This window comes from Paraburkholderia sp. NPDC080076 (genome assembly GCF_050281145.1).
GTDB lineage: Bacteria > Pseudomonadota > Gammaproteobacteria > Burkholderiales > Burkholderiaceae > Paraburkholderia.
This window is the reverse complement of the sequence record NZ_JBNNWQ010000003.1, coordinates 862085-886706: the sequence shown is the minus strand read 5'-3', so window position 1 is coordinate 886706 and position 24622 is coordinate 862085. Positions and strand designations below refer to the sequence as shown.

19 protein-coding genes and 2 tRNA genes are annotated in these 24622 nt (G+C 61.4%); 12 read left to right on the top strand and 9 right to left on the bottom strand.

The window, feature by feature from the left end; all coding sequences use genetic code 11:
- Nucleotides 1–453 precede the first annotated feature (453 nt).
- The 4 genes from ACQKRQ_RS16310 to ACQKRQ_RS16295 all read left to right on the top strand — a co-directional run bounded on the left by ACQKRQ_RS16310 (nt 454) and on the right by ACQKRQ_RS16295 (nt 4279).
- Entirely contained in the window at nt 454–1779 is a 1326-nt protein-coding gene (locus ACQKRQ_RS16310) for an epoxide hydrolase family protein (RefSeq protein ID WP_132374904.1), read from the top strand.
- Between the two features lie 292 nt (nt 1780–2071).
- On the top strand, nt 2072–2272 hold the full coding sequence (locus ACQKRQ_RS16305; protein WP_132374903.1) for a copper chaperone: 201 nt from the start codon (nt 2072–2074) through the stop codon (nt 2270–2272).
- A 651-nt stretch (nt 2273–2923) separates the two neighbouring features.
- Nucleotides 2924–3865, top strand: a complete 942-nt coding sequence (locus tag ACQKRQ_RS16300) for an aldo/keto reductase (RefSeq protein ID WP_427478124.1) — start codon at nt 2924–2926, stop codon at nt 3863–3865.
- 30 nt (nt 3866–3895) lie between these two features.
- The gene (locus ACQKRQ_RS16295) at nt 3896–4279 is read left to right on the top strand and encodes a nuclear transport factor 2 family protein (protein WP_408175702.1); all 384 of its coding nucleotides are present in this window, start codon (nt 3896–3898) and stop codon (nt 4277–4279) included.
- 85 nt (nt 4280–4364) lie between these two features.
- Here ACQKRQ_RS16295 and ACQKRQ_RS16290 read toward each other — a convergent pair whose 3' ends face one another.
- Entirely contained in the window at nt 4365–4517 is a 153-nt protein-coding gene (locus ACQKRQ_RS16290; protein ID WP_427478357.1) for a RidA family protein, read from the bottom strand.
- Between the two features lie 326 nt (nt 4518–4843).
- Between ACQKRQ_RS16290 and ACQKRQ_RS16285 the strand changes: the two genes are divergently transcribed.
- Nucleotides 4844–6808, top strand: a complete 1965-nt coding sequence (locus tag ACQKRQ_RS16285; protein ID WP_427478122.1) for a beta-galactosidase — start codon at nt 4844–4846, stop codon at nt 6806–6808.
- A 45-nt stretch (nt 6809–6853) separates the two neighbouring features.
- Here the strand turns inward: ACQKRQ_RS16285 and ACQKRQ_RS16280 are convergent, their stop codons facing one another.
- Nucleotides 6854–8779, bottom strand: a complete 1926-nt coding sequence (locus ACQKRQ_RS16280) for an enterotoxin (protein ID WP_427478120.1) — start codon at nt 8777–8779, stop codon at nt 6854–6856.
- Between the two features lie 522 nt (nt 8780–9301).
- On the opposite strand from ACQKRQ_RS16280, the gene ACQKRQ_RS16275 reads away from it, so the two are divergent.
- Nucleotides 9302–10243, top strand: a complete 942-nt coding sequence (locus ACQKRQ_RS16275; protein ID WP_132376918.1) for a LysR family transcriptional regulator — start codon at nt 9302–9304, stop codon at nt 10241–10243.
- A 127-nt stretch (nt 10244–10370) separates the two neighbouring features.
- On the opposite strand, the gene ACQKRQ_RS16270 is transcribed toward ACQKRQ_RS16275, so the two are convergent.
- Both ACQKRQ_RS16270 and ACQKRQ_RS16265 read right to left on the bottom strand, forming a co-directional pair.
- A tRNA-Leu gene (locus ACQKRQ_RS16270) sits at nt 10371–10457 on the bottom strand.
- A gap of 241 nt (nt 10458–10698) precedes the next feature.
- Nucleotides 10699–10785, bottom strand: a tRNA-Leu gene (locus tag ACQKRQ_RS16265).
- Nucleotides 10786–11123: 338 nt separating this feature from the next.
- Between ACQKRQ_RS16265 and rnr the strand changes: the two genes are divergently transcribed.
- From rnr to rpiA, 3 genes are all read left to right on the top strand, one after another.
- The gene (gene rnr / locus ACQKRQ_RS16260) at nt 11124–13625 is read left to right on the top strand and encodes a ribonuclease R (RefSeq protein WP_427478118.1); all 2502 of its coding nucleotides are present in this window, start codon (nt 11124–11126) and stop codon (nt 13623–13625) included.
- A 195-nt stretch (nt 13626–13820) separates the two neighbouring features.
- A complete protein-coding gene (rlmB, locus tag ACQKRQ_RS16255; RefSeq protein ID WP_007182197.1) occupies nt 13821–14564 on the top strand; it encodes a 23S rRNA (guanosine(2251)-2'-O)-methyltransferase RlmB in 744 nt (247 codons plus the stop codon).
- A gap of 65 nt (nt 14565–14629) precedes the next feature.
- Nucleotides 14630–15325, top strand: coding sequence for a ribose-5-phosphate isomerase RpiA (rpiA, locus tag ACQKRQ_RS16250; protein WP_132374897.1), 696 nt, complete (start codon nt 14630–14632; stop codon nt 15323–15325).
- Between the two features lie 34 nt (nt 15326–15359).
- On the opposite strand, the gene ACQKRQ_RS16245 is transcribed toward rpiA, so the two are convergent.
- Nucleotides 15360–15566 carry a hypothetical protein gene (locus ACQKRQ_RS16245; RefSeq protein ID WP_427478116.1) on the bottom strand — a complete coding sequence of 69 codons (207 nt, stop codon included), beginning with the start codon at nt 15564–15566 and terminating at the stop codon, nt 15360–15362.
- 245 nt (nt 15567–15811) lie between these two features.
- Here ACQKRQ_RS16245 and ACQKRQ_RS16240 point away from each other — a divergent pair, with 245 nt between their 5' ends.
- The 3 genes from ACQKRQ_RS16240 (at nt 15812) to ACQKRQ_RS16230 (ending at nt 18001) form a co-directional block, all read left to right on the top strand.
- Nucleotides 15812–17020, top strand: coding sequence for a glycosyltransferase family 4 protein (locus ACQKRQ_RS16240; RefSeq protein WP_427478114.1), 1209 nt, complete (start codon nt 15812–15814; stop codon nt 17018–17020).
- A gap of 262 nt (nt 17021–17282) precedes the next feature.
- The gene (locus ACQKRQ_RS16235) at nt 17283–17582 is read left to right on the top strand and encodes a type II toxin-antitoxin system HigB family toxin (protein ID WP_427478112.1); all 300 of its coding nucleotides are present in this window, start codon (nt 17283–17285) and stop codon (nt 17580–17582) included.
- A complete protein-coding gene (locus ACQKRQ_RS16230) occupies nt 17579–18001 on the top strand; it encodes a helix-turn-helix domain-containing protein (protein ID WP_427478110.1) in 423 nt (140 codons plus the stop codon). Before ACQKRQ_RS16235 ends, ACQKRQ_RS16230 begins: the two co-directional genes overlap by 4 nt.
- Before the next feature lie 246 nt (nt 18002–18247).
- Here the strand turns inward: ACQKRQ_RS16230 and ACQKRQ_RS16225 are convergent, their stop codons facing one another.
- The 4 genes from ACQKRQ_RS16225 to ACQKRQ_RS16210 form a co-directional block, all read right to left on the bottom strand.
- A complete protein-coding gene (locus tag ACQKRQ_RS16225; RefSeq protein ID WP_427478108.1) occupies nt 18248–19201 on the bottom strand; it encodes a glycosyltransferase family 2 protein in 954 nt (317 codons plus the stop codon).
- Between the two features lie 2 nt (nt 19202–19203).
- Nucleotides 19204–20589 carry an undecaprenyl-phosphate glucose phosphotransferase gene (locus ACQKRQ_RS16220; RefSeq protein WP_427478106.1) on the bottom strand — a complete coding sequence of 462 codons (1386 nt, stop codon included), beginning with the start codon at nt 20587–20589 and terminating at the stop codon, nt 19204–19206.
- A gap of 36 nt (nt 20590–20625) precedes the next feature.
- Nucleotides 20626–21360, bottom strand: coding sequence for a Crp/Fnr family transcriptional regulator (locus ACQKRQ_RS16215; protein ID WP_006048767.1), 735 nt, complete (start codon nt 21358–21360; stop codon nt 20626–20628).
- A gap of 628 nt (nt 21361–21988) precedes the next feature.
- Complete coding sequence (locus ACQKRQ_RS16210) at nt 21989–24613, bottom strand: glycosyl hydrolase 2 galactose-binding domain-containing protein (RefSeq protein WP_427478103.1); 2625 nt, start codon at nt 24611–24613, stop codon at nt 21989–21991.
- Nucleotides 24614–24622 lie beyond the last annotated feature (9 nt).

Sequence of the window (24622 nt, the reverse complement as noted above, 5' to 3'; positions counted from 1 at the left end):
CAGGAATTAGTGTAGGCACCCACTCGGCAGATACCAATGAGCATGACTGCATCGGTCAATCAAGAATCAGGACACCATATTGAGCGGCGTGAAGCAATGCCGGATTGTGTAACCGATACTGTCGCTGCCGCATAAAACTCGCCAGTGTCTTTTCGCGCATCGTGTCCACACGGCAATGGCCAAAAAAGCCTGGCGCAACGGATTTGTTCGCGATCGACACAACTGTTGTTCTAACTTGGCCATTTACCCGGAGGGCTTGCTTCCACACAATCGCTACAACTACTGCGAACTGCGGTTTGCGGTCGGTTGAAGCGATAACGATGCGAGGCTTGCCAACTGGCTGCCTCTATAGACGACTCAATTGGACAATCGTGAACGTGTTTGCCCAGGATATTGCGTTGCCGCCGCGCCCATCGCTCCAGCTCATCTGATTCATTGCCAACAGGAGCTTGTATGGCTGACGATATCCTTCCCCAAACCCCATCGCGCCGTCGCTTTATCGGCGTGGCGGCGGCGGCCGCAATTGCGGGCTCATTGAGCCGACTTGCTTTCGCGGATACGAATCAAACCATCACTGAAGTCACGAAGTCGAGCGGCGGTGACAAGACCGCTATTCGTCGACTCCGCGTGCACGCGCCGGAATCGCAACTCATCGATTTGAAGAGGCGTATCAAGGCGACCAGGTGGCCTGAGCGGGAGACCGTGACTGATGCGTCACAGGGCGTGCAACTCGCGACAATGCAGAAGCTCGCACGGTATTGGGCGACTGACTATGACTGGCGCAAAGTCGAAGCGAGGCTGAACGCGTTGCCGCAGTTCGTCACCGAAATCGATGGGCTCGACATTCATTTCATCCACGTTCGTTCGAAAGACGCCAACGCGTTGCCGGTTATCGTCACGCACGGGTGGCCCGGTTCGATCATCGAGCAGTTGAAGATCATCGGTCCGCTGACCAATCCGACCGCTCATGGCGGGATGGCGTCGGACGCATTCGATATCGTGATTCCGTCGCTCCCGGGTTACGGGTTCTCAGGCAAACCGAGCGCGACCGGCTGGGACCCTGCTCGCATTGCACGCGCGTGGGTCGTACTGATGAAGCGGCTCGGATACACGCGATATGTGGCGCAAGGCGGCGATTGGGGAAATGCTGTCACGGAGCAGATGGCCCTGCTTGCGCCACCGGAACTGCTCGGCATTCACACCAACATGCCGGCCACCGTACCGGACAATATTGCAGAGGCGCTCAAGTATGGCAACCCGCCGCCGGCCGACCTCTCAGCCGACGAGCGGCACGCTTACGACCAGCTCGACTTTTTCTACAAGCACGGTCTTGGCTACGCCCAGGAGATGACGAACCGCCCGCAGACGTTGTACGGAATTGAAGACTCGCCTGTCGGCCTCGCCGCGTGGATGCTCGACCACGACGCCGCCAGCCAGGCACTTATCGCGCGCGTATTTGACGGTCAGTCCGAGGGGCTGACGCGAGACGACGTTCTCGAGAACGTGACGCTCTATTGGCTCACGAACACGGGAATTTCTTCGGCGCGGTTGTATTGGGAAAACAAGCTCAACTTCTTTGCTCCCAAGCACGTGGCCATTCCGGTTGCCGTCAGTGTATTTCCCGACGAAATCTACGCTGCCCCGCAAAGCTGGACAGCGAAGGCGTATCCCAAGCTGATTCACTATAACCGCCTTCCAAAAGGCGGACATTTTGCAGCCTGGGAGCAGCCGCAAGTATTCTCGGAAGAGATTCGCGTGAGCTTCCGGTCGCTGCGTTGAGCGCAAAGATGCGGGTGACGGGTCCTGGAATCGCTCGCTCGCCGACCTCTTGCTTACTGGAAGCCACCGACGGGAAGACGCGCGCCACACACGTTTTGTCGTACGCAACAAGACGCCGGTTCAATGCGCACCGTCTTGTCCGGCATACGTTGCAACATGCCTGTATCGACACTTGCGCAGCGCTTCGTCGCCGTCGAATGTGTAGTGCGTACAATCAATATGCGGACCCACTGACGCTGATGAATCGATAGGTCCTGCTTTATTCAAGCGTTGTTGACTGGAGAAGTGACAAATGAAATTCTCGATGAAAGACGAAATCCGTTCAGACGATGTATCAACGATTGAGCATGCGATGAAGACTGTCGACGCCGACGCGAAGGTCAACGTCGACATTGACACCAAGATGGTGAGCGTCGATTCATGGCTGATGCCGGAAGAGTTTCTCGTCGCTTTCGAAGACGAGAACTATGAAGTCACCATTGTCGAAGCGTAGACACGTGTGAGACTGAATTCAATCGCAGCGGCTGTGGGGGGCGTGGGGCCTTTCATGGTGGTGGTCATGCGGTCACGCGTGGTTCGAGTCCAACTGGCTGTTCAGGACCTTGATCACGCAACAGTTGACCAGCACCGAACAGTACGGATGCTTTGTTGCATGGACTGCATTCACACCAACTACATGGCGTACTTTTCCGGAACCGTCCGCTGCCGCGCAGTGATTCATTTGCTACACTTGATCAGGAAGCAGACCTGTTTGGCGCTCCGTTAACTCTGACGGCGGCGGCTGAGTTGCGAATCGGCGCGCCCCGATTTACCGGCTTCAACTTCTGCACATTCAACATCAATCCGGCCCGAGAGAGAGAAGGACTTCAGCGCCACCGTTCTGCTCGCTCGGGTTGTCGAGCGACGCCGACTTCTCTGCCAAAGCTACGACGTCGAGCCTGACACTAAAGCGGCACTTCATATACCCTTAAGTAAAGAGACACGGTGTAAGCGGTTCACGAATTCGTCGGCCAGGAATCGCTACGAAGCGGTTGTCCGACTCGAGTACGTTGAGGTTTTTTCCGTTCATGGACCTGGCGCCGCAATTGCGGACCCATGCGTCGGTCCTTCGTTGCAGGGCATGAAATAGTGTGGAGATGTCGACATGATTGAGTCTTCCGATTTCCGGAGCAAAAAGTTAGCGCTGAATCACGGAGGCGGCCGGATGCCCGCGCTCGGATTCGGCACGCTGATTCCCGATTCAGCTACGACTATCAGCGCTACCAGAGACGCGCTGGAGGCCGGCTATCGGCACTTCGATTGTGCCGAGCGATACCGTAACGAGCGCGAAGTGGGCGAAGCGCTGCGGATAGGGCTTGCCGTCGGAGGGATTGCGCGCGAAGACATCTTCGTGACTACAAAATTGTGGAACTCCAATCATCGGCGCGAGCGTGTCGAACCGGCTTTCGAGGCAAGTCTTGAAAGACTTGGGCTCGACTATCTCGATCTCTATCTGATACACACGCCGTTCGCATTTCAAGCGGGGGATGAGCAGGATCCGCGCGATGCAAACGGCGATGTCATCTACGATAAAGGCGTGACTTTGCTAGACACGTGGAGGGCGATGGAAGATCTCGTCGACCGCGGAAGATGCCGGGCCATCGGACTGTCCGATATTGGCCTGAACGACCTGCGGCCTCTCTATGAATCTGCACGAATCAAGCCGGCTGCGGTGCAGGTCGAAGCGCATCCGTATCTTCCGGAAACGGAACTTCTGGAATTCTGCAAGGAGAGAGAGATCGTGTTTTTGGCCTTTGCGCCATTGGGTCACGGAATCAGGCCGGGACCGCTTGAGGACCCGGTCATCTCGCGGATTGCAGCACGAACTGGAAAGACGCCGGCCCAGGTACTGCTTGCCTGGGCGATCCAGCGCGGCGGAGCTTTGCTCACCACCCCTAAAACGGCGACCCGTGCGCGAGAGAATTTCGAAATCTCCGCGCTGCCAGCAGATGCATTCGACGAGATCAACCGGATTGAGACGAGGCAGAGGTACAACGAAGTCGTTAAAACGGGCAGCCCCGGGTTCATTCCGCGGCGTACGCAATAGATAGATGTGAACGTTATCCGGAGGCACGCCATGCAGGAAGACAAGATACGTGAAGCTCTGGACGCGCACTGGAGCGCGTCGGCGGCGGGCGATCTCGACGCGGAGCATGATATTTACGATGATGATGCCGTCTGTGACTATCCCCAATCAGGTGAGCGAATTATCGGGCGAAGCAATTTGCAGGCACTGCGGAGCCATCATCCAGATAAGCCATCAGGCTTCAATGTCAGGCGGATTCAAGGAGAGGGTAATCTCTGGGTCACGGAATACACCATCGCCTATGAGGGGCGAGCGGCGTACACGGTAAGCATCATGGAGTTCTGCGACGGCAAGGTCATTCACGAGACCCAGTATTTTTCCGATCCCTTCGAGGCACCGGGTTGGCGGAGTCAATGGGTTCAGCAGATCGCGTGACATCGCGTGACGTCGCGTGACATCGCGTTGCGGCGCGATATAGCGCACGGTAACGCTCGATCGAGTCCTCCGTGATCGTCGCGCGTCAGGCCTTGATCGCATGCACGACAATTTCGATCAGACAGTTCTCGCCAAGCAGTTCCTTGACGACCACCGTCGCCCGATTCGGGTAAGGCGGCGCCGTGAAATAGCGCGCGTAGACGCGGTTCATTTCCGGCGCGTCGGCCTTGTCGACCAGCTAGATGGTCATCTGCGCGACATGCGCGAGGCTCGATCCTGCTGTGTGAGCAGGTAAAACGAGCGTCGCCCATCTGCGGAAATGGCGGCACGATCGTTTTATCGCCAGACTTGCGATCAACGGTGTACCGAGCCTGCAACGTCCGGGCGTGGCGGGCCGCTCGCGTTGGTGTCGGCATAGCATGACAAACTGGTCGTCGACATGACGGCGAACGGAGGCTACAGTTGTTTCCGTCACGGGCGGACCACCGTGGGCGACCCGTGCTTCGCCGTCGTTCGCGCATTCCGCTGTGCCACGTCTCGATAGCATCCTGGGAAATGCAATCAATGGACACGAGAGAATCCTCAGCATTCACCGCGCTCCTACCAATCAGGTTGGCGCACGATATTGGCCATGACCCGGACAGCAGTCGAACCGGACCTTCCGCAGTCGACATCCCAGCACCAACGATCCACAGCGGACATACTTTTTCTTTCAGCCAGGACGGCGAAAGCTTCCTGCTCGACGGCGAGCCGTTCCAGATCCGCAGCGGGGAGATGCATCCCGCCCGCATCCCCGCCGAATACTGGCAGCATCGGATCCTGATGGCCAAGGCGATGGGGATGAACTGCATCGCCCTCTACGTCATGTGGAATTACCACGAAACGAGTCCAGGCATTTTCGATTTCCGCACGGGCAACCACGACGTCGAAGCATTTATTCGACTTTGCCAGCAGGAGGGCATGTGGGTGTTGCTGCGGCCGGGTCCCTATATCTGCGGCGAGTGGGATCTGGGCGGTATTCCGTCGTATCTGCTGAGTCATCCGGACATCCAGCTCAGGACCGACTCCGCTAACGATCCTCGCTACATGTCGGCGGTGGCCCGCTACATCAGGGAGTTGGGCCCGCGCATCGAACCACAACTGGTGAGTAACGGTGGACCGATCCTGATGATTCAGGTCGAGAATGAATTCGGCTCGTACGCCAGCAACCCGGCATACCTCGAAGAGATACGGCAGCTCTGGCTTCAGGAAGGGATACAGGGACCGTTCTATACCGAAGATGGCATCAGGCAGCTCGAACAGAATCGCACGAACGTCGCCGGCGGCGCGATTGCCTTGAGCAATGGCGATGCGGAGCAAATCGCGGCTGTCCGGCGGGAATTTCCGGCCGTTCCGGCAATGGCCGGCGAAGTGTATCCAGGGTGGCTCACCCATTGGGGCGATGAGACGCTCAAAGGTACGGCCGTCGATATCTCCGGCACGTTAGACGCGTTCATGCAACGGAAGCTGTCGTTCAACCTCTATGTCATTCACGGCGGCACCAGCTTCGGCTTCTATGCTGGCGCAAACGTGGATGCCGATTCAGGCGAATATCAACCCGACATTACCAGCTACGATTACGCCGCACCCATCAGCGAGCAAGGCGTGGCGACGTCGAAGTACATGAAGTACCGCGGCGTGATCGCCCGCTATCTCTCGACGCCGCTGCCCGATATACCCGAACCCGTTCCGACTATCGGCCGCAAAGGAGGTCAGGCCTTGGTGCCGGAACTTTACGCTTCCATTTGGGACAATCTACCTGCCGCGCTCCCGGCGGCACAAACTGTTCATCCAGGGCCGTTCGAGGTGTACGGCCAGGCGTTCGGTTTCGCGCTGTATCGCAAGAAGCTGCAGGGTTACCGCGGCGGTGTGCTGGATCTCAAGGATGTTCACGATTACGCGACCGTTTTCGTCGGCGAGCAATACGTAGGCGGCGTATCGAGAACTGTCATGCCGGAGCACCGCGCGCGGCAGTTGAATGTCACGCAGCACACGCCGCTTACGGTTCCGTTTGTGTCGTCGTCGCCGGGCAGCGACGTATCATTGGATATCCTGGTCGAGGGCATGGGGCGCGTCAACTATGGCCACGCGATGATCGACCGCAAAGGCATTCTCGAACCGGTCACGCTGCAGGATGCGGGAGGTTCGAGCGCCACGCTCACCGGATGGGATATCTTCCTGTTGCCGATGGATACCGCGTTTATCGCGAACTTGCGGGCCGTCTGTGCGAACCCTCGTAAGGCCGGACTGTTTTTCAAGGCGATTCTGCCGCTGGATACAGTCGGCGATACCTATCTCGACATGCGTAACTGGACCAAAGGTATGGTCTGGGTCAACGGGCACAATCTGGGTCGCTACTGGAATATCGGTCCGCAAGAGCGGCTGTATTGTCCTGCTCCCTGGCTGAGACAGGTTGACAACGAGATCATCATCTTCGATCTGCATCAGATTGAAGCGAGACCGGTTGAATTGGCGCGCACGCTATCGTAAGGAGGTCTCTGGAAGCGCACACCGGGAAATTCGCGGCCACCTCCATTACCCTTCGCCGCCGGCCGATACCAGTTCCAAAGTGAGTACTTCGAAGGGCGCGAGCGAGATATCGTGCGGCCGGTCGGCATCCAGCACCGGCGGAATATCCGGGGCATGGCCGCGCCACACGCTGCGCGTCAGGAATCGTCCCGCCGCGCCGGCCGGCAACTCCAATTGTCGCCGCAGATCGAGCAGGAAGCTGTTCGCCCCGCTGTCGGGATTGCGCAGGGTGATGATCGCCTTGACCGGCGACCATGCAGCCCAGCCGTACACTTCGAGTTCATCCGGCGCGCCGCCAATCCAGTGGCTGTCGCGCAGCACCTCGGCGTTTGCTCGCGCCCATCGGGCAGACTCGGCGAGAACGTCCCAGTCGCCATCGCTCAGCAACGACGGCGTGATGTACAACTCCTGCAGTTGTGCGCCGCTGCCGAAGTACGAATGCACTTCGTTTGCGAAGTCCTGCCCTTGAGCGGTATTCAACCGATCGTTGAATTGCGCGTAGATGATGCCGTGGAGCATCAGTGAGTTAAGCGGAAACAGCGGACTTCTGATAACGACGTTGCGGTAGGTCTGTGCGTCGCGGTAGGTAATCCAGCGTTCGCGATTGCTACCTACGCCGGCCAGGTCGTCATCCTTGCCGCCGCGCCAGATCGAATCAACGTAGCGTAGCCAGAACGGCGATGGATAGGTGCCGACCGTGAGGTTGACGAAGGCTTCGGGGCTGGCCTCGCGGATGTCCCCGATTAGCTGGATCGCCGCGTCCCAGTCGCTGCTGAAGCGGCTGCCGGGGACCACCGTGTCAGCATTGCCGGTGCCGTCGAACTTGAATTGATTGATGCCGTGCCGCGTGAGCAGTTCCATCACGGCCTCATGGAAGCGTCGATAGTATTTCGGTCCGGACAGCGCGAAGCGGTCATCGATGATCTCGTAGCCGGCGGCTTGGCCTCGTGTCACGCGTTCCTGCCGCGTCGAGCCGTAGCCACCCCACGGCGACAGCCACACGCCGGGCGCCGCGCCATACCGGGCGGCGGCATCGCGCAGCGGCACGAATCCATGCGGAAAATCCTTGCCGAAATGCCAGCTGCCGCTATAGTCGTCCCAGCCGTCATCGAACAGGAAGGAGTCGAGTCGTACGCCGCGCCTGTCGTGCAACTCGCGGCCGATGTCGCCGATGCGTTCGAGCGCTTGCTGCTGCGTGTACGGCGTGAGGTACCCGATGTCGTACCAGCAGTTGTAGTGTAGGAACGGGCGGTAGGGATGGGCTCGTTCGCGTTCGAGATAGGCTGCGAAATCGCGGCGTAGCTGGCCGTCTCGAGCCACACCCGCCACCGCCGAGAAGACCCAGGTCTTGCCCTTTTCCAGCGGCAAGGCCCGCGGCAGGATGAACCTGACGGTGTCGTCGCGAACCTGGCTTTCCGACAACGGAAGCTCGAATCCGAGGTAGACGTCGCCCGCGATCACAGGGGTTCCCTTGAACTCACCGCCGGTTTGCGCACCGGACGTCCGCGTCTCCAGCAGCGAAACGGTGGCAACGTGCTCGTCCTTGCCGATCGCGGTAATTGCCACTTGCAAGCGCAAGTACTGTGAGTCTTCGCGTTGCTCCAAGCTCCACTCCGCGCGTAGGCGATCCTGTTCGTCACCGAGGATGGCACGCACGCGTCTACCCGCGATTCGTTCGGCCAGTCGAGACGCCTTGGGATTTGCCGTCAGCATTTCTTCGCGCAGTGGCGCAAGCAGCTTCAGGTCGGCCATGCCCAGCGTGCGACCGTCGGCCAGCGATAGCGCGAACGGCGCGGTGACCGGCAGCGTGCGCTCGTGCAGGCGGTCGGTCAGGGCGAATTCGGCCAGATGCGGGTGCCTGAAGGTCCAGTTCAAGGCGATCGCCGCGTTACCGAAGGAATGACAATCGCCGTTCGTCTGGGATGCGGGCATGCCTGGATGCGTGGATACGGTTTCTTTGGCGTGCATGGAAGAAGCCCAGGATGAGGTGGGTGCCTGATCCATAGAATACTTCGGGCGGACTCAGCGGGTGCTCTCGTCCCACCGCACGGCGGCAACCACGCCGAGTCGAAGGGCGGTCACCATGGTGAGCCTGAGGGCGGCACGGGCAATGAGCGACTTGTGGGGATCGATAGCGAGAACGAGCGGGGCGAGGTCCGCAGGCTTGGTGATCGTCGGTGCCGGCGACGTGCTACAAACAGTTCTGCGTTTTTCCGACGCGAAACCGGTCGACCTGGAAAATTGGGGCGTCGTTAGACTTTCTGCCGAGCCCTGGTTGAAAATAGGCGCAGGCACGGGGGTGCTCGCCCGGGTAGCGACGAGAAAATCCTCGTGTCATCGGTTGCCAGCACTCGCAAAGCTTTCGCAGTTTGTTTTCCTGTCGTCTCGCCAGGGGATGAGGTAAATCGGGCACGTAACGAGTTGAGGGGTAACCTCACCAGTGGGAAAAAGATAATGGACACGCTACATATGATGCGGATATTCGTTCGCATCGCAGAGGAGGGCAGCTTCACGGAAGCAGCCCAGCGCCTGAATATCACCAATGCCAATGCTTCACGTTCTATTGCGCAACTCGAGGCACATCTGCGGACGCGCCTGCTCAATCGCAGCACGCGCCGCGTCGCGCTGACTGAGGCCGGTCAACGCTATCTGGAGCGGTGCGAGCGGATTCTCGCCTACGTCGACGAAGCCGAGGCCGAAGCTGCGGACGCTCAGGTCAAGCCGTCTGGAAAATTGCAGGTACACGCGACGTCAGCCTTCGGTCAGACGTACGTCTTGCCGGCCGTGTTGCGCTATCGGGAACAGAATCCCTCGGTCGCTGTGGATCTGACGTTGTCCCAGCACGTCCCCGATCTGCTCGATGAGGGGTACGACGTTTCGCTTCAGTTGAGTATGACGCACCTGCCCGATTCAGGCCTCGTCTCGCATCGGCTTGGCGATGTCCACAGCGTGCTATGCGCCGCACCCGCTTATCTGAAGGAACACGGTATGCCGCTTACGGTAGAAGAGCTCAACGGGCATGCTTGCCTGCAAATCGTCTCATCGGTTTTTCCGCGCGACCGCTGGCATCTGGATGGCCCCAACGGGCTGGAAACGTTCGAACTACCACCGGCGGATTTCAGGGTGAATGTGATCGAGGCGCTGAGCGTTGCATTGCGAGACGGCATTGGAATCGGGGCGCTTCCCATCGCGAGCGCGTTGCCGGCGCTGCGCAGCGGCGCGCTGATTCGCGTGCTGCCCGAATATCAGTTGCAGAAGCTAACCGCCTACGTGCTGTACGCGTCGAGGCAGTACCTCGACGCGAAAATTAGAACCTTCGTCGAGTTCCTCCGGGAATTCGTTTCGCGGGCTCTAGAGGCCGACTTGTCGGCGCTATCTGCGCGCGTCCAACCGTGAGATCCGGTAAACGCAAAAACCGTCGACGTCCGCGGAACGCAAGGGATCCGCAGACAACAAAAAACCCCGTAAGACTTTGATCTTACGGGGTTTCTCGAACTTCTTCGGCTTACGCCGGAACAACCGTTGGTGCCCAGGAGAGGACTCGAACCTCCACGGTGTTGCCACCGCTAGGACCTGAACCTAGTGCGTCTACCAATTCCGCCACCTGGGCACGTCTTCAAGCTAGACCGCTATTTTAGCGTGATGATGTAGCGTGTCAATCCCCACATGCAAACTAACTTCGCTCCAACCAACCGCCCGGATATCGCGTGCAATGAAGGGATGCTTCACCGCTCGACAGCCGTCCTGCCAACTACTCATGCCGCCACGTAATCCACGCTGATAAACAGAATCGGATCACCCGGCTTCACACAAAAAGTAAAGCCGCTCGTAAGCGGCTTTACTTTTGAATCTGGTGCCCAAGAGAGGACTCGAACCTCCACAGTGTTGCCACCGCTAGGACCTGAACCTAGTGCGTCTACCAATTTCGCCACCTGGGCAGGTGATGAACAGCAAAGAACGCCATTATAGCGACAGATTAGAACCTGTCAAGCGTTTCTCAAAACTCGCTTAAACATCGCGTCGACGAGCGTGCGCGTGCGTCACGGCCAACCGCGCAGCGACTCTTGACGGGCCGCTTGGCGCGCAAGACGGGTGTTAGAATGCCTCGCAGTAGTTCGTTGGCACGGTGCACACGCCCGTCGGACTCAGCCTTGAACGAGCCGGACCCGAGCAGTCTTTTCTGTGCATTTGCAGGTGCAATTCAAGCGCAACTTAAGCGTAACTGAAGCGCTAAGCAAACGCTTCCTAAGCCGAGCCACATCGCCGACCGACGTCCATGCAACGAGAAAAAATCATCGACAAGCCCTTGAGCAAATTTCCGTATCCGATTCCAAGCCGCGAAGAAATCCTGGGCGTCCTGCGCACGAGTGAAGCGCCGCTTGCAGCGAACGACATCGCCGAAGCCCTGTCGATCAAACGCCAGGAGCGCGAAGGGTTTTTCAAGCGCCTCGGCGCGATGGAGCGCGACGGCCAGATCCGGCTCGATCAGCGCAATCTCTACCAACTGACTCATCCGTCGAACTTCGTCGCGGGCCGTGTGCAAGGCCATCGCGACGGCTTCGGCTTCCTGATTCGCGACGACGGCCAGGACGATCTGTTCCTGCCCACCGCGGAAATGCAGAAGGTCATGCACAACGACCGCGTGCTCGCGCGCATCGTCGGCTATGACCGGCGCGGCCGTCCGGAGGGGCATATCGTCGAGGTCACGGATCGCGCCAACAAGCGCGTGATCGGTCGCCTGCTCAATGAGAACGGTGCGCTGATCGTTGCACCTGAAGACAAGCGCATCGGCCACGATATTCTGATCCAGCAGAACACCAAGAAGGCCAAGGTCGGCCAGGTGGTGGTGGTCGAGCTGACCGATTTCCCCAGCCGTCATTCGCAGCCGCTCGGCCGCGTGGTGGAAGTGCTCGGCGATATCGACGACCCCGGCATGGAAATCGAAATCGCGGTGCGCAAGTACGGCGTGCCGCACGAATTCAGCCAGGCCGCGCTCGACGAAGCCTCGCGCCTGCCCGACGAAGTGCGCCCGGTCGACGCGCGTCATCGCATCGATCTGCGCGACGTGCCGCTCGTCACGATCGACGGCGAAGACGCCCGCGACTTCGACGACGCCGTGTACTGCGAGCCGGTTCAGGTCGGCCGTGGCGAGGGCTTCCGCCTGATCGTCGCGATCGCGGACGTCTCGCACTATGTGCATCCGAAGAGCGGGCTCGACGCCGACGCGATCGAGCGCAGCACCTCGGTGTATTTCCCGCGCCGCGTGATCCCCATGCTGCCGGAGAAGCTGTCGAACGGTTTGTGCTCGCTGAACCCGCACGTCGACCGTTGCGTGCTGGTGTGCGACATGATCGTCACCGCGCGCGGCGAAGTGAAGGCGTATCAGTTCTATCCCGGCGTGATGCACTCGGCCGCGCGTCTGACCTATACGGAAGTCGCCGCGGTCCTGAAGAACACCAAGGGTCCGGAGGCCACGCGCCGCGCCGCCTTGCTGCCGCAACTGCAGAATCTGTACGGCGTGTACAAGTCGCTGTTCGCCGCGCGCCAGAAACGCGGCGCGATCGACTTCGATACGACCGAGACGTATATCGTCTGCAATGCGCAAGGCAAGATCGAACAGATCATTCCGCGCACCCGCAACGACGCGCACAAGCTGATCGAGGAATGCATGCTGGCCGCGAACGTCTGCGCGGCCGACTTCCTCAAGCGCAACAAACATCCCGGGCTGTTCCGCGTGCACGCCGGACCGACCGCCGAAAAGCTCGAGAATCTGCGCACCTTCCTGCGCGGCATGGGCCTCACGCTGGCCGGCGGCGACAAACCGCACGCGAGCGACTACGCCGCCTTGATGGCGCAGATCCGCGACCGGCCCGACGCGCAGATGCTGCAAACCATGCTGTTGCGCTCGATGCAGCAGGCGGTCTACAGCCCGGACAACATCGGCCACTTCGGTCTCGCGTATGAAGCGTATGCGCACTTCACGAGCCCGATTCGCCGTTATCCCGACCTGCTCACGCACCGCGCGATCTACGCGATCCTGCAGGGCCGCAAGTATCAGCCCGAGCCGCCGCAAGGCGTCGAACTGAATACGGCGCTCTCGCCGCGCGCTCGCGCCATGCAGCAGGCCGATGACGAAAAGCGCGGCCGTCAGCGCTCGAACAACGTGGCGATCTGGGAAGAGCTCGGCCTGCATTGCTCGGCCAACGAACGCCGCGCCGACGAAGCCTCGCGCGACGTCGAAGCCTGGCTGAAGTGCTACTTCATGCGCGACAAGCTCGGCGAAGAGTATGGCGGCATGGTCAACGGCGTGACGTCGTTCGGCATTTTCGTGCAGCTCGATTCGCTCTTTATCGAAGGCCTCGTGCACGTCACCGAACTCGGCTCGGACTACTTCCAGTACGACGAAATCAAGAACGAACTGCGCGGCGAGCGCACCGGCATTCGTTATCGTCTGTCGGATCGCGTGCGGGTGCAGGTGAGCCGCGTCGATCTCGATGCGCGCAAGATCGACTTCCGGCTCGTGCGCGACACGCCGATCAAGCCGCCTCTGGTGCGCGGGCCGTCGGCCGACAAGTCGTCCGGTGAAAACGGTGGGGCACGCGTGCGCGTGTTGCCGCCGATGGAAGGCGGCGCGGCAGCGCCGGGCGCGCGTCGCAAGAAGGCCGCGCCCGCGCAAACCGCGGCGGTCAAGGAAGCACGCGCCGCGCGCGGCGCGGCGAAGAAGCACGGCGCCGCGACCAAATCGGTGTCGAAACCGCAGGCACGCAAGAAGCGCTGAAGCCGCCTGCCTGCTTAAACCGCGCGCATCGGGCACGTACCAACGTGCCGGTTGCGCGCGGTCTGCGTTTCATCGTCATCAAGCATTCGAACACAGCAGCCGCAGTGCTGACATATAAGCACGCAAAGCACGCAGGTTCGTATTCATCACAGCAGCGCGCGTCGAACGCGCGCTCAATCAAAGGTTGTATCAGTCATGGCACGTCTCAAGGTTTTATACGGTTTCCACGCAGTGACCGCGCGTATCCGGCACGATGCGTCGACAGTCGAAGATGTCTACTACGACGCGACGCGCAAAGACCGTCGCATGACCGAATTCCTGCATGCGGCGAAAGAAGCCGGCGTGCGTCTGATCGCCGCCGACGAAACGCGTCTGTGGGGCCTCGCGCACACCGAGCGTCACCAGGGCGTGGTGGCGCGCGCGGGCGACATGCCGCTCGCCCAGAACCTGGCCGAGCTGCTCGACGGCATCAACGGTTCGCCGCTGATTCTCGTGCTCGACGGCGTGACCGATCCGCACAATCTCGGCGCGTGCTTGCGCGTGGCCGATGCCGCCGGCGCGCACGCGGTGATCGCGCCGCGCGACCGCGCGGTGGGTTTGAACGCGACGGCCGCGAAGGTGGCGAGCGGCGCGGCCGACACCGTGCCGTACATCACCGTGACGAATCTGGCGCGCGCGCTGCGTGAGCTGAAGGACGCGGGGGTGTGGGTCGTCGGCACGGCTGGCGAGGCCACCAAGAGCCTCTACGACACGGAGCTGGACGGCCCGGTGGCGCTGGTAATGGGCGCCGAAGGCGAGGGCATGCGCCGTCTCACGCGCGACACCTGCGACGTGGTCATGCAGATTCCGATGGCGGGCACGGTGGAAAGCCTGAACGTTTCGGTGGCGAGCGGCGTGTGTCTGTTCGAAGCGGTGCGTCAACGGGCGGTGAAGAAGTAATCCCGCCCGGCGCCAGCCCGCCACTCCGGTAAACTAGCGTTTTTTACTGCTCGCCTGCCTTTCCCATGACTCAAGACGAACTCAAGCAACTGGTCGGCCAGGCCGCCGCCGACTACGTGAACGCCACCGTGCCCGAAGGCCTGGTGATCGGCGTCGGCACCGGCTCCACCGCGAACTGTTTCATCGACGCGCTCGCCGCCAACAAGGCGCGCTATCGCGGCGCGGTGTCGAGTTCGCTTGCCACCACCGCGCGGCTGCAATCGCACGGCTTCAAGGTGCTCGACCTCAACGAAATCGATTCACTGCCCGTGTACGTGGACGGCGCCGACGAGATCGACCACAGCGGCGCGATGATCAAAGGCGGCGGCGGCGCGCTGACGCGCGAGAAGATCGTCGCGTCGGTGTCGGACGTGTTCGTGTGCATCGCGGACGCCAGCAAGCTGGTCGAGACGCTCGGCAATTTCCCGCTGCCGATCGAAGTGGTGCCGATGGCGCGTACCGCGATCGGCCGCCGCGTCACGGCGCTCGGCGGCGTGCCGGTGGTGCGCGTCACGAAAGAAGGCGTGCCGTTCATTACCGACAACGGTAACGAAATCATCGACGTCAAGGGCTTGCGTATCAGTGACCCGCGCACGCTGGAAATGCACATCAACGCATGGCCGGGCGTGGTGACGGTGGGCCTGTTCGCCGGCCGTGGCGCGAATCTGTGCCTGCTCGGCACGGACACCGGCGTCGAGACGATCGAGTACAGCAAGGGCTGAGCAACGCCGGCCACGCATCGCGCGCGAGTTTGGGTCAACCGGCTCGCGCGGGCATCGAACGCGGAGTTCGCATCGGCATGCCGGACCGCCATAATTGGCGCGCGGTTTGCCTGATCTCCTGCGTCATCCGCTGCAAATACCGCTCCACTGATAATTCCGTTTGTGCATCGGCCAGCGCCTGTTTTGTGAGACGCTGCGCCAATGGCGGATCGGCACGCAACGTGCCGATCGCGTCAGCCAATGCCCGTGACATCCCCCGGTTTCACCAGCCAGCCGTTGCGCCCGTGCCGCACGATTCCGATCACATAGTCGGGCGATAGAAAGGCGACGTAATGGGACACGCGGGTTCGCACTAGGCGAACCGCGACGTTTAATTATTCGCGACCTGTCGCGCGTCGAATGTGGGCACGCGCACGCACAGCAGACGAAGCGCCACATACACTCGATCCTAAGCCTAAGAGGCGTCAATTAAAAAACGAGGGGATCATGAAAGTGGCGATCGTGCACGACTGGCTGGTCGCGCCGGGCGGAGCGGAGACGGTGCTCGAGCAGCTCTTCGAATGCTTTCCCGACGCCGACCTTTTCAGTCTTGTCGATTTCCTCGAAGACCGTCGGCCGCCAGGCGGCAAGCCCGTGACGACCTCATTCATTCAGCGCCTGCCATTCGCGCGACGCCGCTATCGAGTTTATTTGCCGTTGATGCCGCTTGCCGTCGGGCAATTCGATCTGTCGGGCTACGACCTCATTATTACGAGTTCTCATGCGCTCGCCAAGGGCGTATTGGTCGGACCAGATCAGACGCATGTGAGCTATGTGCATTCGCCGATGCGCTTCGCGTGCGATCTGCAACATCAGTACTTACGCGAAGCGAATCTGACGCGTGGCCCGAAGTCGTGGGCGGCGCGCGCCTTGCTCCACTATCTGCGCGGCAGGGATTCGCACTCGGCGAACGGCGTCGACCGTTTGATCGCGAACTCGCATTTCGTTGCACGTCACGTGATGAAAACCTACCGGCGCGATGCGGCCGTGATTCCGCCGCCCGTCGACGTGCATGAATTCGAACTGTGCACGCGCAAGGAAGATTTCTATCTGACTGCTTCGCGGATGGTGCCGTACAAGCGCATCGATCTGATTGTCGAGACCTTCAATGCCACGCCGCACCGCAAATTGGTCGTGATCGGCGACGGGCCGAAGATGACGGCGCTTCGCGCCAAGGCCCGTCCGAATGTGACGATCCTCGGCGATCAGCCGTTCGAGGTGTTGAAGGACCATCTGCAACGCGCGCGAGCTTTCGTGTCCGCCGCCGAAGAAGACTTCGGCATCGTCGCGCTGCAAGCGCAGGCATGCGGCACGCCGGTGATTGCGTTCGGCAAGGGCGGCGCGCTCGAAACCGTGGTGCCGATCGGCGAGGCGCACCCCACCGGCGTGTATTTCGCCCGCCAGAGCGTGGTGTCGATACTCGACGCGATCGATTGCTTCGAGCGTCAGCGCGGTCGGATCACGCCGGCGGCATGCCGCGCGAACGCGGAACGTTTTTCGGCGGCGGTATTCCGGCGCGCGTTCATGGCCGAAGTCACGCGGACGATCGCAGCGGCGGGACGGCGTAATCGGATTGAAACAGTGGGGCGGATCGAACCGGATCTCGCCAAACCGGATTTCCGCTGGCTCGGCGAGCCGGCGCAGAAGAGTAATTGAGGCCGCTGACGTGCTCGAACATGATGACGTCAGCCGGCCTGCGTGGGTTGGCGCGACGTCGCAGGAAAGCGGCAGGTCGTCTTATTGTTCGCGTATCGGGGACTTCGCAATACGCGAACAAAATGGTGTCGTCGTACCGCAGTAGGCTGTAAATAGCTGTTCGGACTATGCCGTCCGGCCGGCTACCGGTGTCGATTCGCTCCGTTTGGCCTTGCAGAGGAAGCGCGCGTGTTCAGCGCGCGAACATGCGCGAGGACATCCGATGCGGGTCGTTTCAAAGAAAGCGTTGCTGGACTTTATAAAGAGACATCCGGGGGCGCGCAGTGCGCTATTGGCGTGGTATTCACTGGCGCAGGCATGCCTCGCGTATGGCCATAACGACCTGAAGCAGACGTTCGCCGGCGTGGACCAGGTGCCGCCTCAATACATCGTTTTCGATGTAGGCGGCAAACGGTTCCGGATCGTTGCGGCGATTCACTACAACAGGCAGTCGTTATTCGTTCGTCATGTATTGACGCATGCGGAATACGACCTTTGGACGAGGAAGAATTTAAACTCATGAATGCCGATCGCCTTCCGGGAGCTTTTCCCGACATCGCTCAAACCTGGGCCGCGCTGCAAACGCAGTTGCCGATCACGCCGATTCGCAACGAGCAGGACTACCAGACCATGGTACGGCTCGCCAGCTCGCTCGCCGATCATCTGAACGGCAACGAGCAAGATCCGCTCTCCGATCTGTTCGCGATCGTGAGCGATCTGATCGAAAGCTGGGAAGCGCATAACGTGACGATTCCAAAAGCGGAGCCGCGAGAGGTGTTGCGGCATCTGCTGGAAACGCATGGACTCAAGCAGAAGGACCTGATAGGTATCGCGTCGCCTACCGTGGTGAGCGATATTCTCGCGGGCCGCCGCGCCATCAGCAAGAAGGTGGCCAAGGCGCTAGCCGTGCGTTTTCATACGGACGTCAGCGCGTTTCTATAACAGCCGCGCGGCGCCGGCCTCGGGCCGCGCCGTGCCGTTGTGCTGACCGACAAGTTTTCTCGTCGCTTACCTCGTCCTTTCCACACCGCGCCGGCGGCATATTCCAGGCCGTCGGCGTCGGTGCTTGCCGCTTTGGCGTCGCTCCTGTTTCTGCCGCTCGAATCACGCGTTCGAAGTTCGCGCGTTCTTGCTTTGCGCGTCGACCTGCGGCAGCGCGTCGGCGGAGTAGACCGGTGCGTCGATCGGTCAGCGCACCGCTTCCTGCCATGCCCCGCGCATCGCGCGTAAACCGACTCGCCATTTGCGAAGCGCAAGTGCCACGCCGCCGCGCTCGAATGCCAACGACAAGGCGCGCAGGAACCCAGGGTCCGCGCGATCGCCGATCAGCGTCGAATAGATGACGAACGCCCATCGGCCAGGCGGCGTCAGGTATTCGCACATGATGAGCCGGAGATTGAATGACGCGTTGTAGAACGCCGCGTCGTTGAAAGTGAAACGCTGGTCTTCATCGCTACGCAGGGCGGGGAAGTGCTCCACCAGCAGCGCCGGGTCGTAGATCAGCTTCCAGCCGCGCCGTTGCACGTCGAGACTGAAGGCCATCTCGCAGTGAACTTGCTCGCCGGTGCCGCGCAAGCGGCCGTCGAAGCGCAGCGCGCCGATCGCCTCACGGCGAAACGACATGTTCACGCCCTTGAGCACCTGGACTTCGCGCGCCTTGCCGTGGCCGACATGGTGATTGCCGATGGTTCGCCCATACCAGCGCACGATGCCCACGCGCGGCTTCTGCCCCTGCAGGATGCCGTTGCGTTCATGCACGATGTCGCGTCCGCCGAGGCCGCCGAGCGTCGCATCGCGTTCGAAGGCGCGCGCGATCCGCCCGACCCAGTCGGAATGCGGCGCGGCGTCATCGTCGGTGAAGCAGAGCACGTCGCCGCTCGCGCTCTCGATGCCGAGGTTGTATGCGGCGACCACGCCGGGTTTGCGCACCAGCACGACCGCGCGGCGCGGATCGGGCCGGTTGGCCTCGCGGGTGCGCAGCCAGTCGAGCGTGGCGTAATCGTCGTGACGCGCGATCACGATCACTTCGTCGGCGCGGCGCTCCTGCGAATCGAGTGCCGCGAGGCAGCGCGCCAGATCGGCGGTGCGTCGGTAGGTTGGCACGATCACGGAGACTTTCACGAACGGTTTCCGAATTGGCATGATCAGAATGCGTTGCGGTTGATGAAGCCCTTGAAGATCGTGATGAACACGATCTTCATGTCGAACCAGAACGACCAGTTATGAATGTAGAAGAGATCGAACTTGACGCGCGCTTCCATCTTTTCCACCTTGGTGGTGGCGCCGCGATAGCCGTTGACTTGCGCCCAGCCGGTGATGCCGGGCTTGATCCGGTAGCGGTGCATGTAGCCGTACACCTGATCCTTGTAGAGATCGTCGTGTTCGACCGCATGCGGACGCGGGCCGACCACCGACATCTGGCCGAGCAGCACGTTGAGAAATTGCGGCAGTTCGTCGAGACTGGTGCGGCGCATGAAGCCGCCGAGCTTCGTGACACGGGCGTCGTTGCGCGAGGCCTGGGTGAGCTGGCCCTGCGCTTCGTGATGCACGGTCATCGAGCGGAACTTGTAGATCGCGAACGGCTGGCCGTCCACGCCCTTGCGCGTCTGGCGAAAGAACACCGGACCCGGCGAGCCGAGCTTGATGCCGATCGCCAGCACCACGAACACCGGGGCGAGCGCGAGCAGCGCGGCCGCCGCGAACAGGCGGTCGAAGATCAGCTTGGGCCACATCTGCGGCGACGAGAAGGGCGTCGCGCTGAGATTGAGCGTCGGCAAACCGACGACATCGACCAGCGCCTGATTGAAAAGCGAAAGGCTGCGTACATCGGGAATGAAGCGCAGATTCACGAAGTCATGCCGGAACATGCGCGTAAACCGGTAGATCGTATGTTCTTCGGAAAGCGGCAACGCGAGCCACACTTCGTTCACGTGGTCCTCGCGCACCTTGGCGGCGAATGCGTCCAGATCGGTCAGGACCGGCAGGCGGTTCAGACGCGCACCGTACGTCTCGGCCGCTTCAATGCTCGTATCGAATACGCAGACCGGTTTGAAGCCGGCTTGCGGCGCATGTTCGAGATGGGCGAGCAGCGTGCGCGCGAAACCCGGCGCACCGACGATCGCGACGGTGCGGTAATTCATCCCGCGGCTCCGCACGATGCGCAGCGCCATATGCACGAGGCACTTGGTGACAATGATCAGCGCGCCGGAGATCAGCGTCGAGTAACCGAACCACAAGCGCGACACCGCATCCATGCGATGCAGCGTGAACGCCAGCACGAGCGCGGTGAACACCACGACCATCCACGCGGCGGCAACCCTCGCCAGCATGGAGGGCAGCGGTTTGCCGCGCCAGGTTTCATAGACCCCGAAGCCGGGAAACAGCAACAGGAGGAGCACGCAGTTAAACGCGATCAGAAGACGTTCGGTGTCCGACAATGCAATCGGCGTCGAGAACCGCATCGAATGAGCGAGCAGCCCTCCCGCAATCACGAAGAGTACGTCGAGGAATCGCGCAGTATTCCTGAACATATTTGACTCTATTCATTAGTCAGACAAGCCAGCGCTTTACTCGACGGTTTCAGCCTGGCGCAGACGCGGCAGAAGGCGGTCGAATTCGCGCTTGACGAGGCCATAGCATTCGCAGGCGCGTGCTTCGAGTCCTTTACGGTCGAGCACCTTGATGTGGCCGCGGCTATGATGGATCAGGCCTTCGTCGTGCAACTTGCCGGCCGCTTCCGTAATGCCTTCGCGGCGCACGCCGAGCATGTCGGCGATCAGTTGCTGGGTCACGGTCAGATCGTTCGACGCCACGCGGTCCACTTCGATCAGCAGCCAGCGGCACAGTTGCTTGTTCAGCGCGTGGTGGCGGTTGCAGGCAGCGGTTTGCGCGACTTGCGTGAGCAGGGCGTGCATATACAACAGCATCAGGCGGCGCAGGAAGTCGGAGCGAGCGAACTGTTGCTTGAGTGCCTGTGCGCTCATGCGGTAAGCGAAGCCGGCGCATTGCACCTGCACGCGGTTCGGCATGGTTTCGCCGCCCGTGAGCACCGGCACGCCGGTCATACCTTCGCGGCCGACCGCGGCGATTTCGACCGAGCTGCCGTCTTCCATCGTCGAGAGCATCGAGATGATCGCGGTGGTCGGGAAGTAGACGTGATGAATGCGCTGACCGGAGTCGCACAGCAATTGCTCGGTGCGCAGATGAACCAGTTCGAGATGGGGAGCCAGCGCCTGCCATTCATGGGACGGCAATGCGCCGAGCAAATGGTTTCCGTGCAGATCGGATTGAAGTGTCAACATGATCGGTCCTCGCGTGAAAGTCGCGCTCTGCGTGACTTTCTGTTTTTGATCCGATGCCTGCATCCCTTTTAACGACGTGCTGCCTGGTGAGCAGCGAAGGATAAACAGGACCGGCCCCGTATTGGCCTGATGCGCCGCCGCCGTTGTTGTCGATGTCTCTGCGGTGACGCGGTGTTGCGCTCTTCTATTAGCGAGGAGCGTGCCAGCGGCAGGGAAAGCGAGCGCTGGTGCGGGGTAACGCACCAAGGCTTAGCGCCGCGCGAAGACAAACGTGACTTTTTGTTTCAAATCTGCACAACGTCCTGACGACCGGCGCTCGCCCGCGAGGCGCATGCTGTTCGGCTCAAATCCTTGATGGAATTGGGTTGGCGGGTGCTGGGAGGGGCTTGACCGTACTTGTCTCAGCGTTGAATCAGCCCTTCCATGCACGTTGTCACGCCGCGTCCGGGATGTGCCGGAAATGATTCAGATGTGTTCAACACGCTTGGTTCGGTGCCGTACGGATGATGTTTTTGGCGAGCCAAAAGTCTGAGAAAAACCAACAGTGATTCCGCAGACCAGACAGGTGGATACGCGCGGCGCGAGGTTTTACGCGCCTTGCGAAAGGGTAATTAGATCAGGCAGACCTTCAGCCGTAGAAGATGGCGGATATCGCATTGACCGCGCGAACTTCACCCGCGGGCGCCGCGTATGTTGCATCAGCTTTAAACACGGCATTCGATGCGTGAGCAACGAATCTTTCCTGCGGCGTGAGCGGGATGAGCGGCACGACGCAAGGCCGGTTCGGCGGCAGATGAAACCAGTCGCGCGCGGCCCTGTAGTGTGTGTCAACGATATGAACGAAGCGCACAAAACGCTTCGCTTCGATCACGAGCTGCCAGCCGTCGCCGTTGCGCTCGGCCTTGACCGTCAAGCCCAGGTCGTGGCGCTCGCTCACGCGACGCTCCGGCAGATGAAACGCTTCCGCAACGACCTGGCCGCTCGTCTGGTCGCGCAGTGTGGCGATCGTCACGTCGTGCCCGCGGGGGCCGAAGCGGTACGCGTGGGTGAAATCGAAGAACTGGCCAAGGCACGCGCCCGCACTGAGACGTTGCGCGCTGTGCGGCGCCAGTTCCACCTCGCGGCTTGCGGAGGCGACCTTGACGCTACCGTCACGCAGGCAGACCAGTTCCAGTTGCGCGCGCAACGGCTGCGCACGTTCGTTCAGCAGATGAATATCGAGGCCGTTGAGGCCCTCGTCGGTCATGACCACCTGAATGGGTTGCAGTGCTTGCGCGAGGCCGTGCAGGGCGCTTTTAGGCCGTCCTGCGGCATCGATCAGGCCCCAGCCGGCGCCGGGGCGCAAATCCTGAAGCTGCCAGACCAGCGCGCCGCCGCACGCGGAACCGGCGCGGCGCCATTCGGCGAACACGTCGCCCATCAGTTCGGCGACCACCGCGCGCGACAGGTCCAGATAACGCTCGGGGTCTTCATAGCGCAAGCGCGCCGGATCGACACCATATAACGTCTGCAGATAGTGGTCGCGCACGTCGTCGAAATCCCAGCCGGCGCCGGGGTCGCGCGGCACGGCCGCTTTCCAGCGCGGATCGTGCAGATGAATCGTGCCGAGCGCGTCGTGCAGGGTGGCGTCGTCGGGCACGTTGGCGAAGGCGAGGCATTCGGCGGCGAAGCGCACCTGCGAGCGGCGCACGTCGTCGAGCGGACGCTGATAGGCACCTACGCCGTAGTAGTGAGTGATGCCCTCATTAGTCGAAAACGGCCACGCGCCTCCCGAGGGCGAGTTGCTGACATACGGCACATCGGACCGTTCACGCGCGACGATGGCGGGCAACTGTTCCGTAAAGAGTGGTTGCGCGCGCATCGAAGGCGGCAGGCCGAACATGGCCGCCTGCTGGTCGACCTCGCTGCCGCCGCACAGCACCGCGAGCGAAGCGAAGCGTCGTGTGCGCGTCAGAAACTGCGTGGCTTCGCGCTCGATCGAAGCGCTGAATGCGGCATCGTTCGGATAGTCGAAATTCGCCAATGCGAAGTCTTGCCAGATCAGCAGGCCGTATTCGTCGGCGAGTGCATAAAATGCGTCGGACTCGTACAGCATCGTGCCGCCCACGCGCAGCATGTTCATGCCCGCATCGCGGGCCAGCGTGAAAGTGTGACGCAACTGCGCCTCGCTGCCCGCGAGGGTGACGAGGTCCGCGCTGGTCCAGCACGCGCCGCGACAGAATACCGGCGTGCCATTGACGCACAACGCGAAGCCCATGCCGTCCGCGCCGTGGTCCACTTCAATACTGCGGAAACCGACCGAACCCAATGAATGCGACGTCGCGTGCCCGTCATCAAGCTGCAACGTCAATGGATATAAAGTGGGCTCGCCGTGGGTGTGTGGCCACCAGCGCTCGGCACCCGGCACGCGTACGCGGCCGGTCAGTGTATATGCATCGCTCCATTGCAAAGACGAAACAGCATCCCCGCATTTAAGTGAGGCGCGGCAGGTCGCGTAATCGTGCGGATGAACGAAACGTAGCGTGAGCGATACAACGCCGTCGTCGTGATCGAGCCGGCTCGACACGTCGACGGTGTCGAATGCATGGGGCGCGTCGCTCAGAAGTTCAACCGGACGCCACGGGCCGACCGCTTGCACAGAAGGACACCAGCCGGGCATATGACCGAGCAGGGTGGTGCGCACGTTGCGCAAGGTGGGTGGCGACACGAGCCGTGGACGCCAGCGCGCGCGCGAACGTTTCGCCGTCAACGCCGGGGTGAGAGAGCGGAAGCACAGCGCGAGCGTCGCGCTGCCGCTCAGTTCGATATCGAGATCGTGCGCGACGAACATCGAATCGGAGTCGAGTTGCTTGACGCCGTCGAGCCAGACTTCGGCGATGGTGGCGAGACCATGCAGACGCAAGCGGCGTTGGCCGGTGCCTTCGAGTTCGAGGCGATACCAGTGGTCGTCGAAGGCAAGCGGTGGTGGATGCGCAATGTTTAGGAAACCTGCGGCACGGCGCGCGCTCGCGACCGTTCCGGGCACTTGCGCGGCCAGCCAGCCGTGCGCGGGTAAATCGGCGGGCGTCGCGCACGCGCCCGCGGGCGTGCTCACACACTGCCAGCCGATGTCGAGGCGCCGCGGCCAGAGCGTCTGCGATGCTTGCGCCGAAGTCGCATCGACATCGACATGCGCGGCTTCGTCAGGAGCGGGCGCGTGCACGCCGCTCGCGCCGCCTTCATCGGGCAGCAGCCCTATCGTCAGTGCATCCACGGCAAATCC

Excerpts from the sequence above, each read along its gene's own strand:
- ACQKRQ_RS16310 (WP_132374904.1), top strand. The coding sequence starts at position 454 with ATGGCTGACGATATCCTTCCCCAAACCCCATCGCGCCGTCGCTTTATC.
- ACQKRQ_RS16305 (WP_132374903.1), top strand. The coding sequence starts at position 2,072 with ATGAAATTCTCGATGAAAGACGAAATCCGTTCAGACGATGTATCAACG.
- ACQKRQ_RS16300 (WP_427478124.1), top strand. The coding sequence starts at position 2,924 with ATGATTGAGTCTTCCGATTTCCGGAGCAAAAAGTTAGCGCTGAATCAC.
- ACQKRQ_RS16295 (WP_408175702.1), top strand. The coding sequence starts at position 3,896 with ATGCAGGAAGACAAGATACGTGAAGCTCTGGACGCGCACTGGAGCGCG.
- ACQKRQ_RS16285 (WP_427478122.1), top strand. The coding sequence starts at position 4,844 with ATGGACACGAGAGAATCCTCAGCATTCACCGCGCTCCTACCAATCAGG.
- ACQKRQ_RS16280 (WP_427478120.1), bottom strand. The coding sequence starts at position 8,779 with ATGCCCGCATCCCAGACGAACGGCGATTGTCATTCCTTCGGTAACGCG.
- ACQKRQ_RS16275 (WP_132376918.1), top strand. The coding sequence starts at position 9,302 with ATGGACACGCTACATATGATGCGGATATTCGTTCGCATCGCAGAGGAG.
- rnr (WP_427478118.1), top strand. The coding sequence starts at position 11,124 with ATGCAACGAGAAAAAATCATCGACAAGCCCTTGAGCAAATTTCCGTAT.
- rlmB (WP_007182197.1), top strand. The coding sequence starts at position 13,821 with ATGGCACGTCTCAAGGTTTTATACGGTTTCCACGCAGTGACCGCGCGT.
- rpiA (WP_132374897.1), top strand. The coding sequence starts at position 14,630 with ATGACTCAAGACGAACTCAAGCAACTGGTCGGCCAGGCCGCCGCCGAC.
- ACQKRQ_RS16240 (WP_427478114.1), top strand. The coding sequence starts at position 15,812 with ATGAAAGTGGCGATCGTGCACGACTGGCTGGTCGCGCCGGGCGGAGCG.
- ACQKRQ_RS16235 (WP_427478112.1), top strand. The coding sequence starts at position 17,283 with ATGCGGGTCGTTTCAAAGAAAGCGTTGCTGGACTTTATAAAGAGACAT.
- ACQKRQ_RS16230 (WP_427478110.1), top strand. The coding sequence starts at position 17,579 with ATGAATGCCGATCGCCTTCCGGGAGCTTTTCCCGACATCGCTCAAACC.
- ACQKRQ_RS16225 (WP_427478108.1), bottom strand. The coding sequence starts at position 19,201 with ATGCCAATTCGGAAACCGTTCGTGAAAGTCTCCGTGATCGTGCCAACC.
- ACQKRQ_RS16220 (WP_427478106.1), bottom strand. The coding sequence starts at position 20,589 with ATGTTCAGGAATACTGCGCGATTCCTCGACGTACTCTTCGTGATTGCG.
- ACQKRQ_RS16215 (WP_006048767.1), bottom strand. The coding sequence starts at position 21,360 with ATGTTGACACTTCAATCCGATCTGCACGGAAACCATTTGCTCGGCGCA.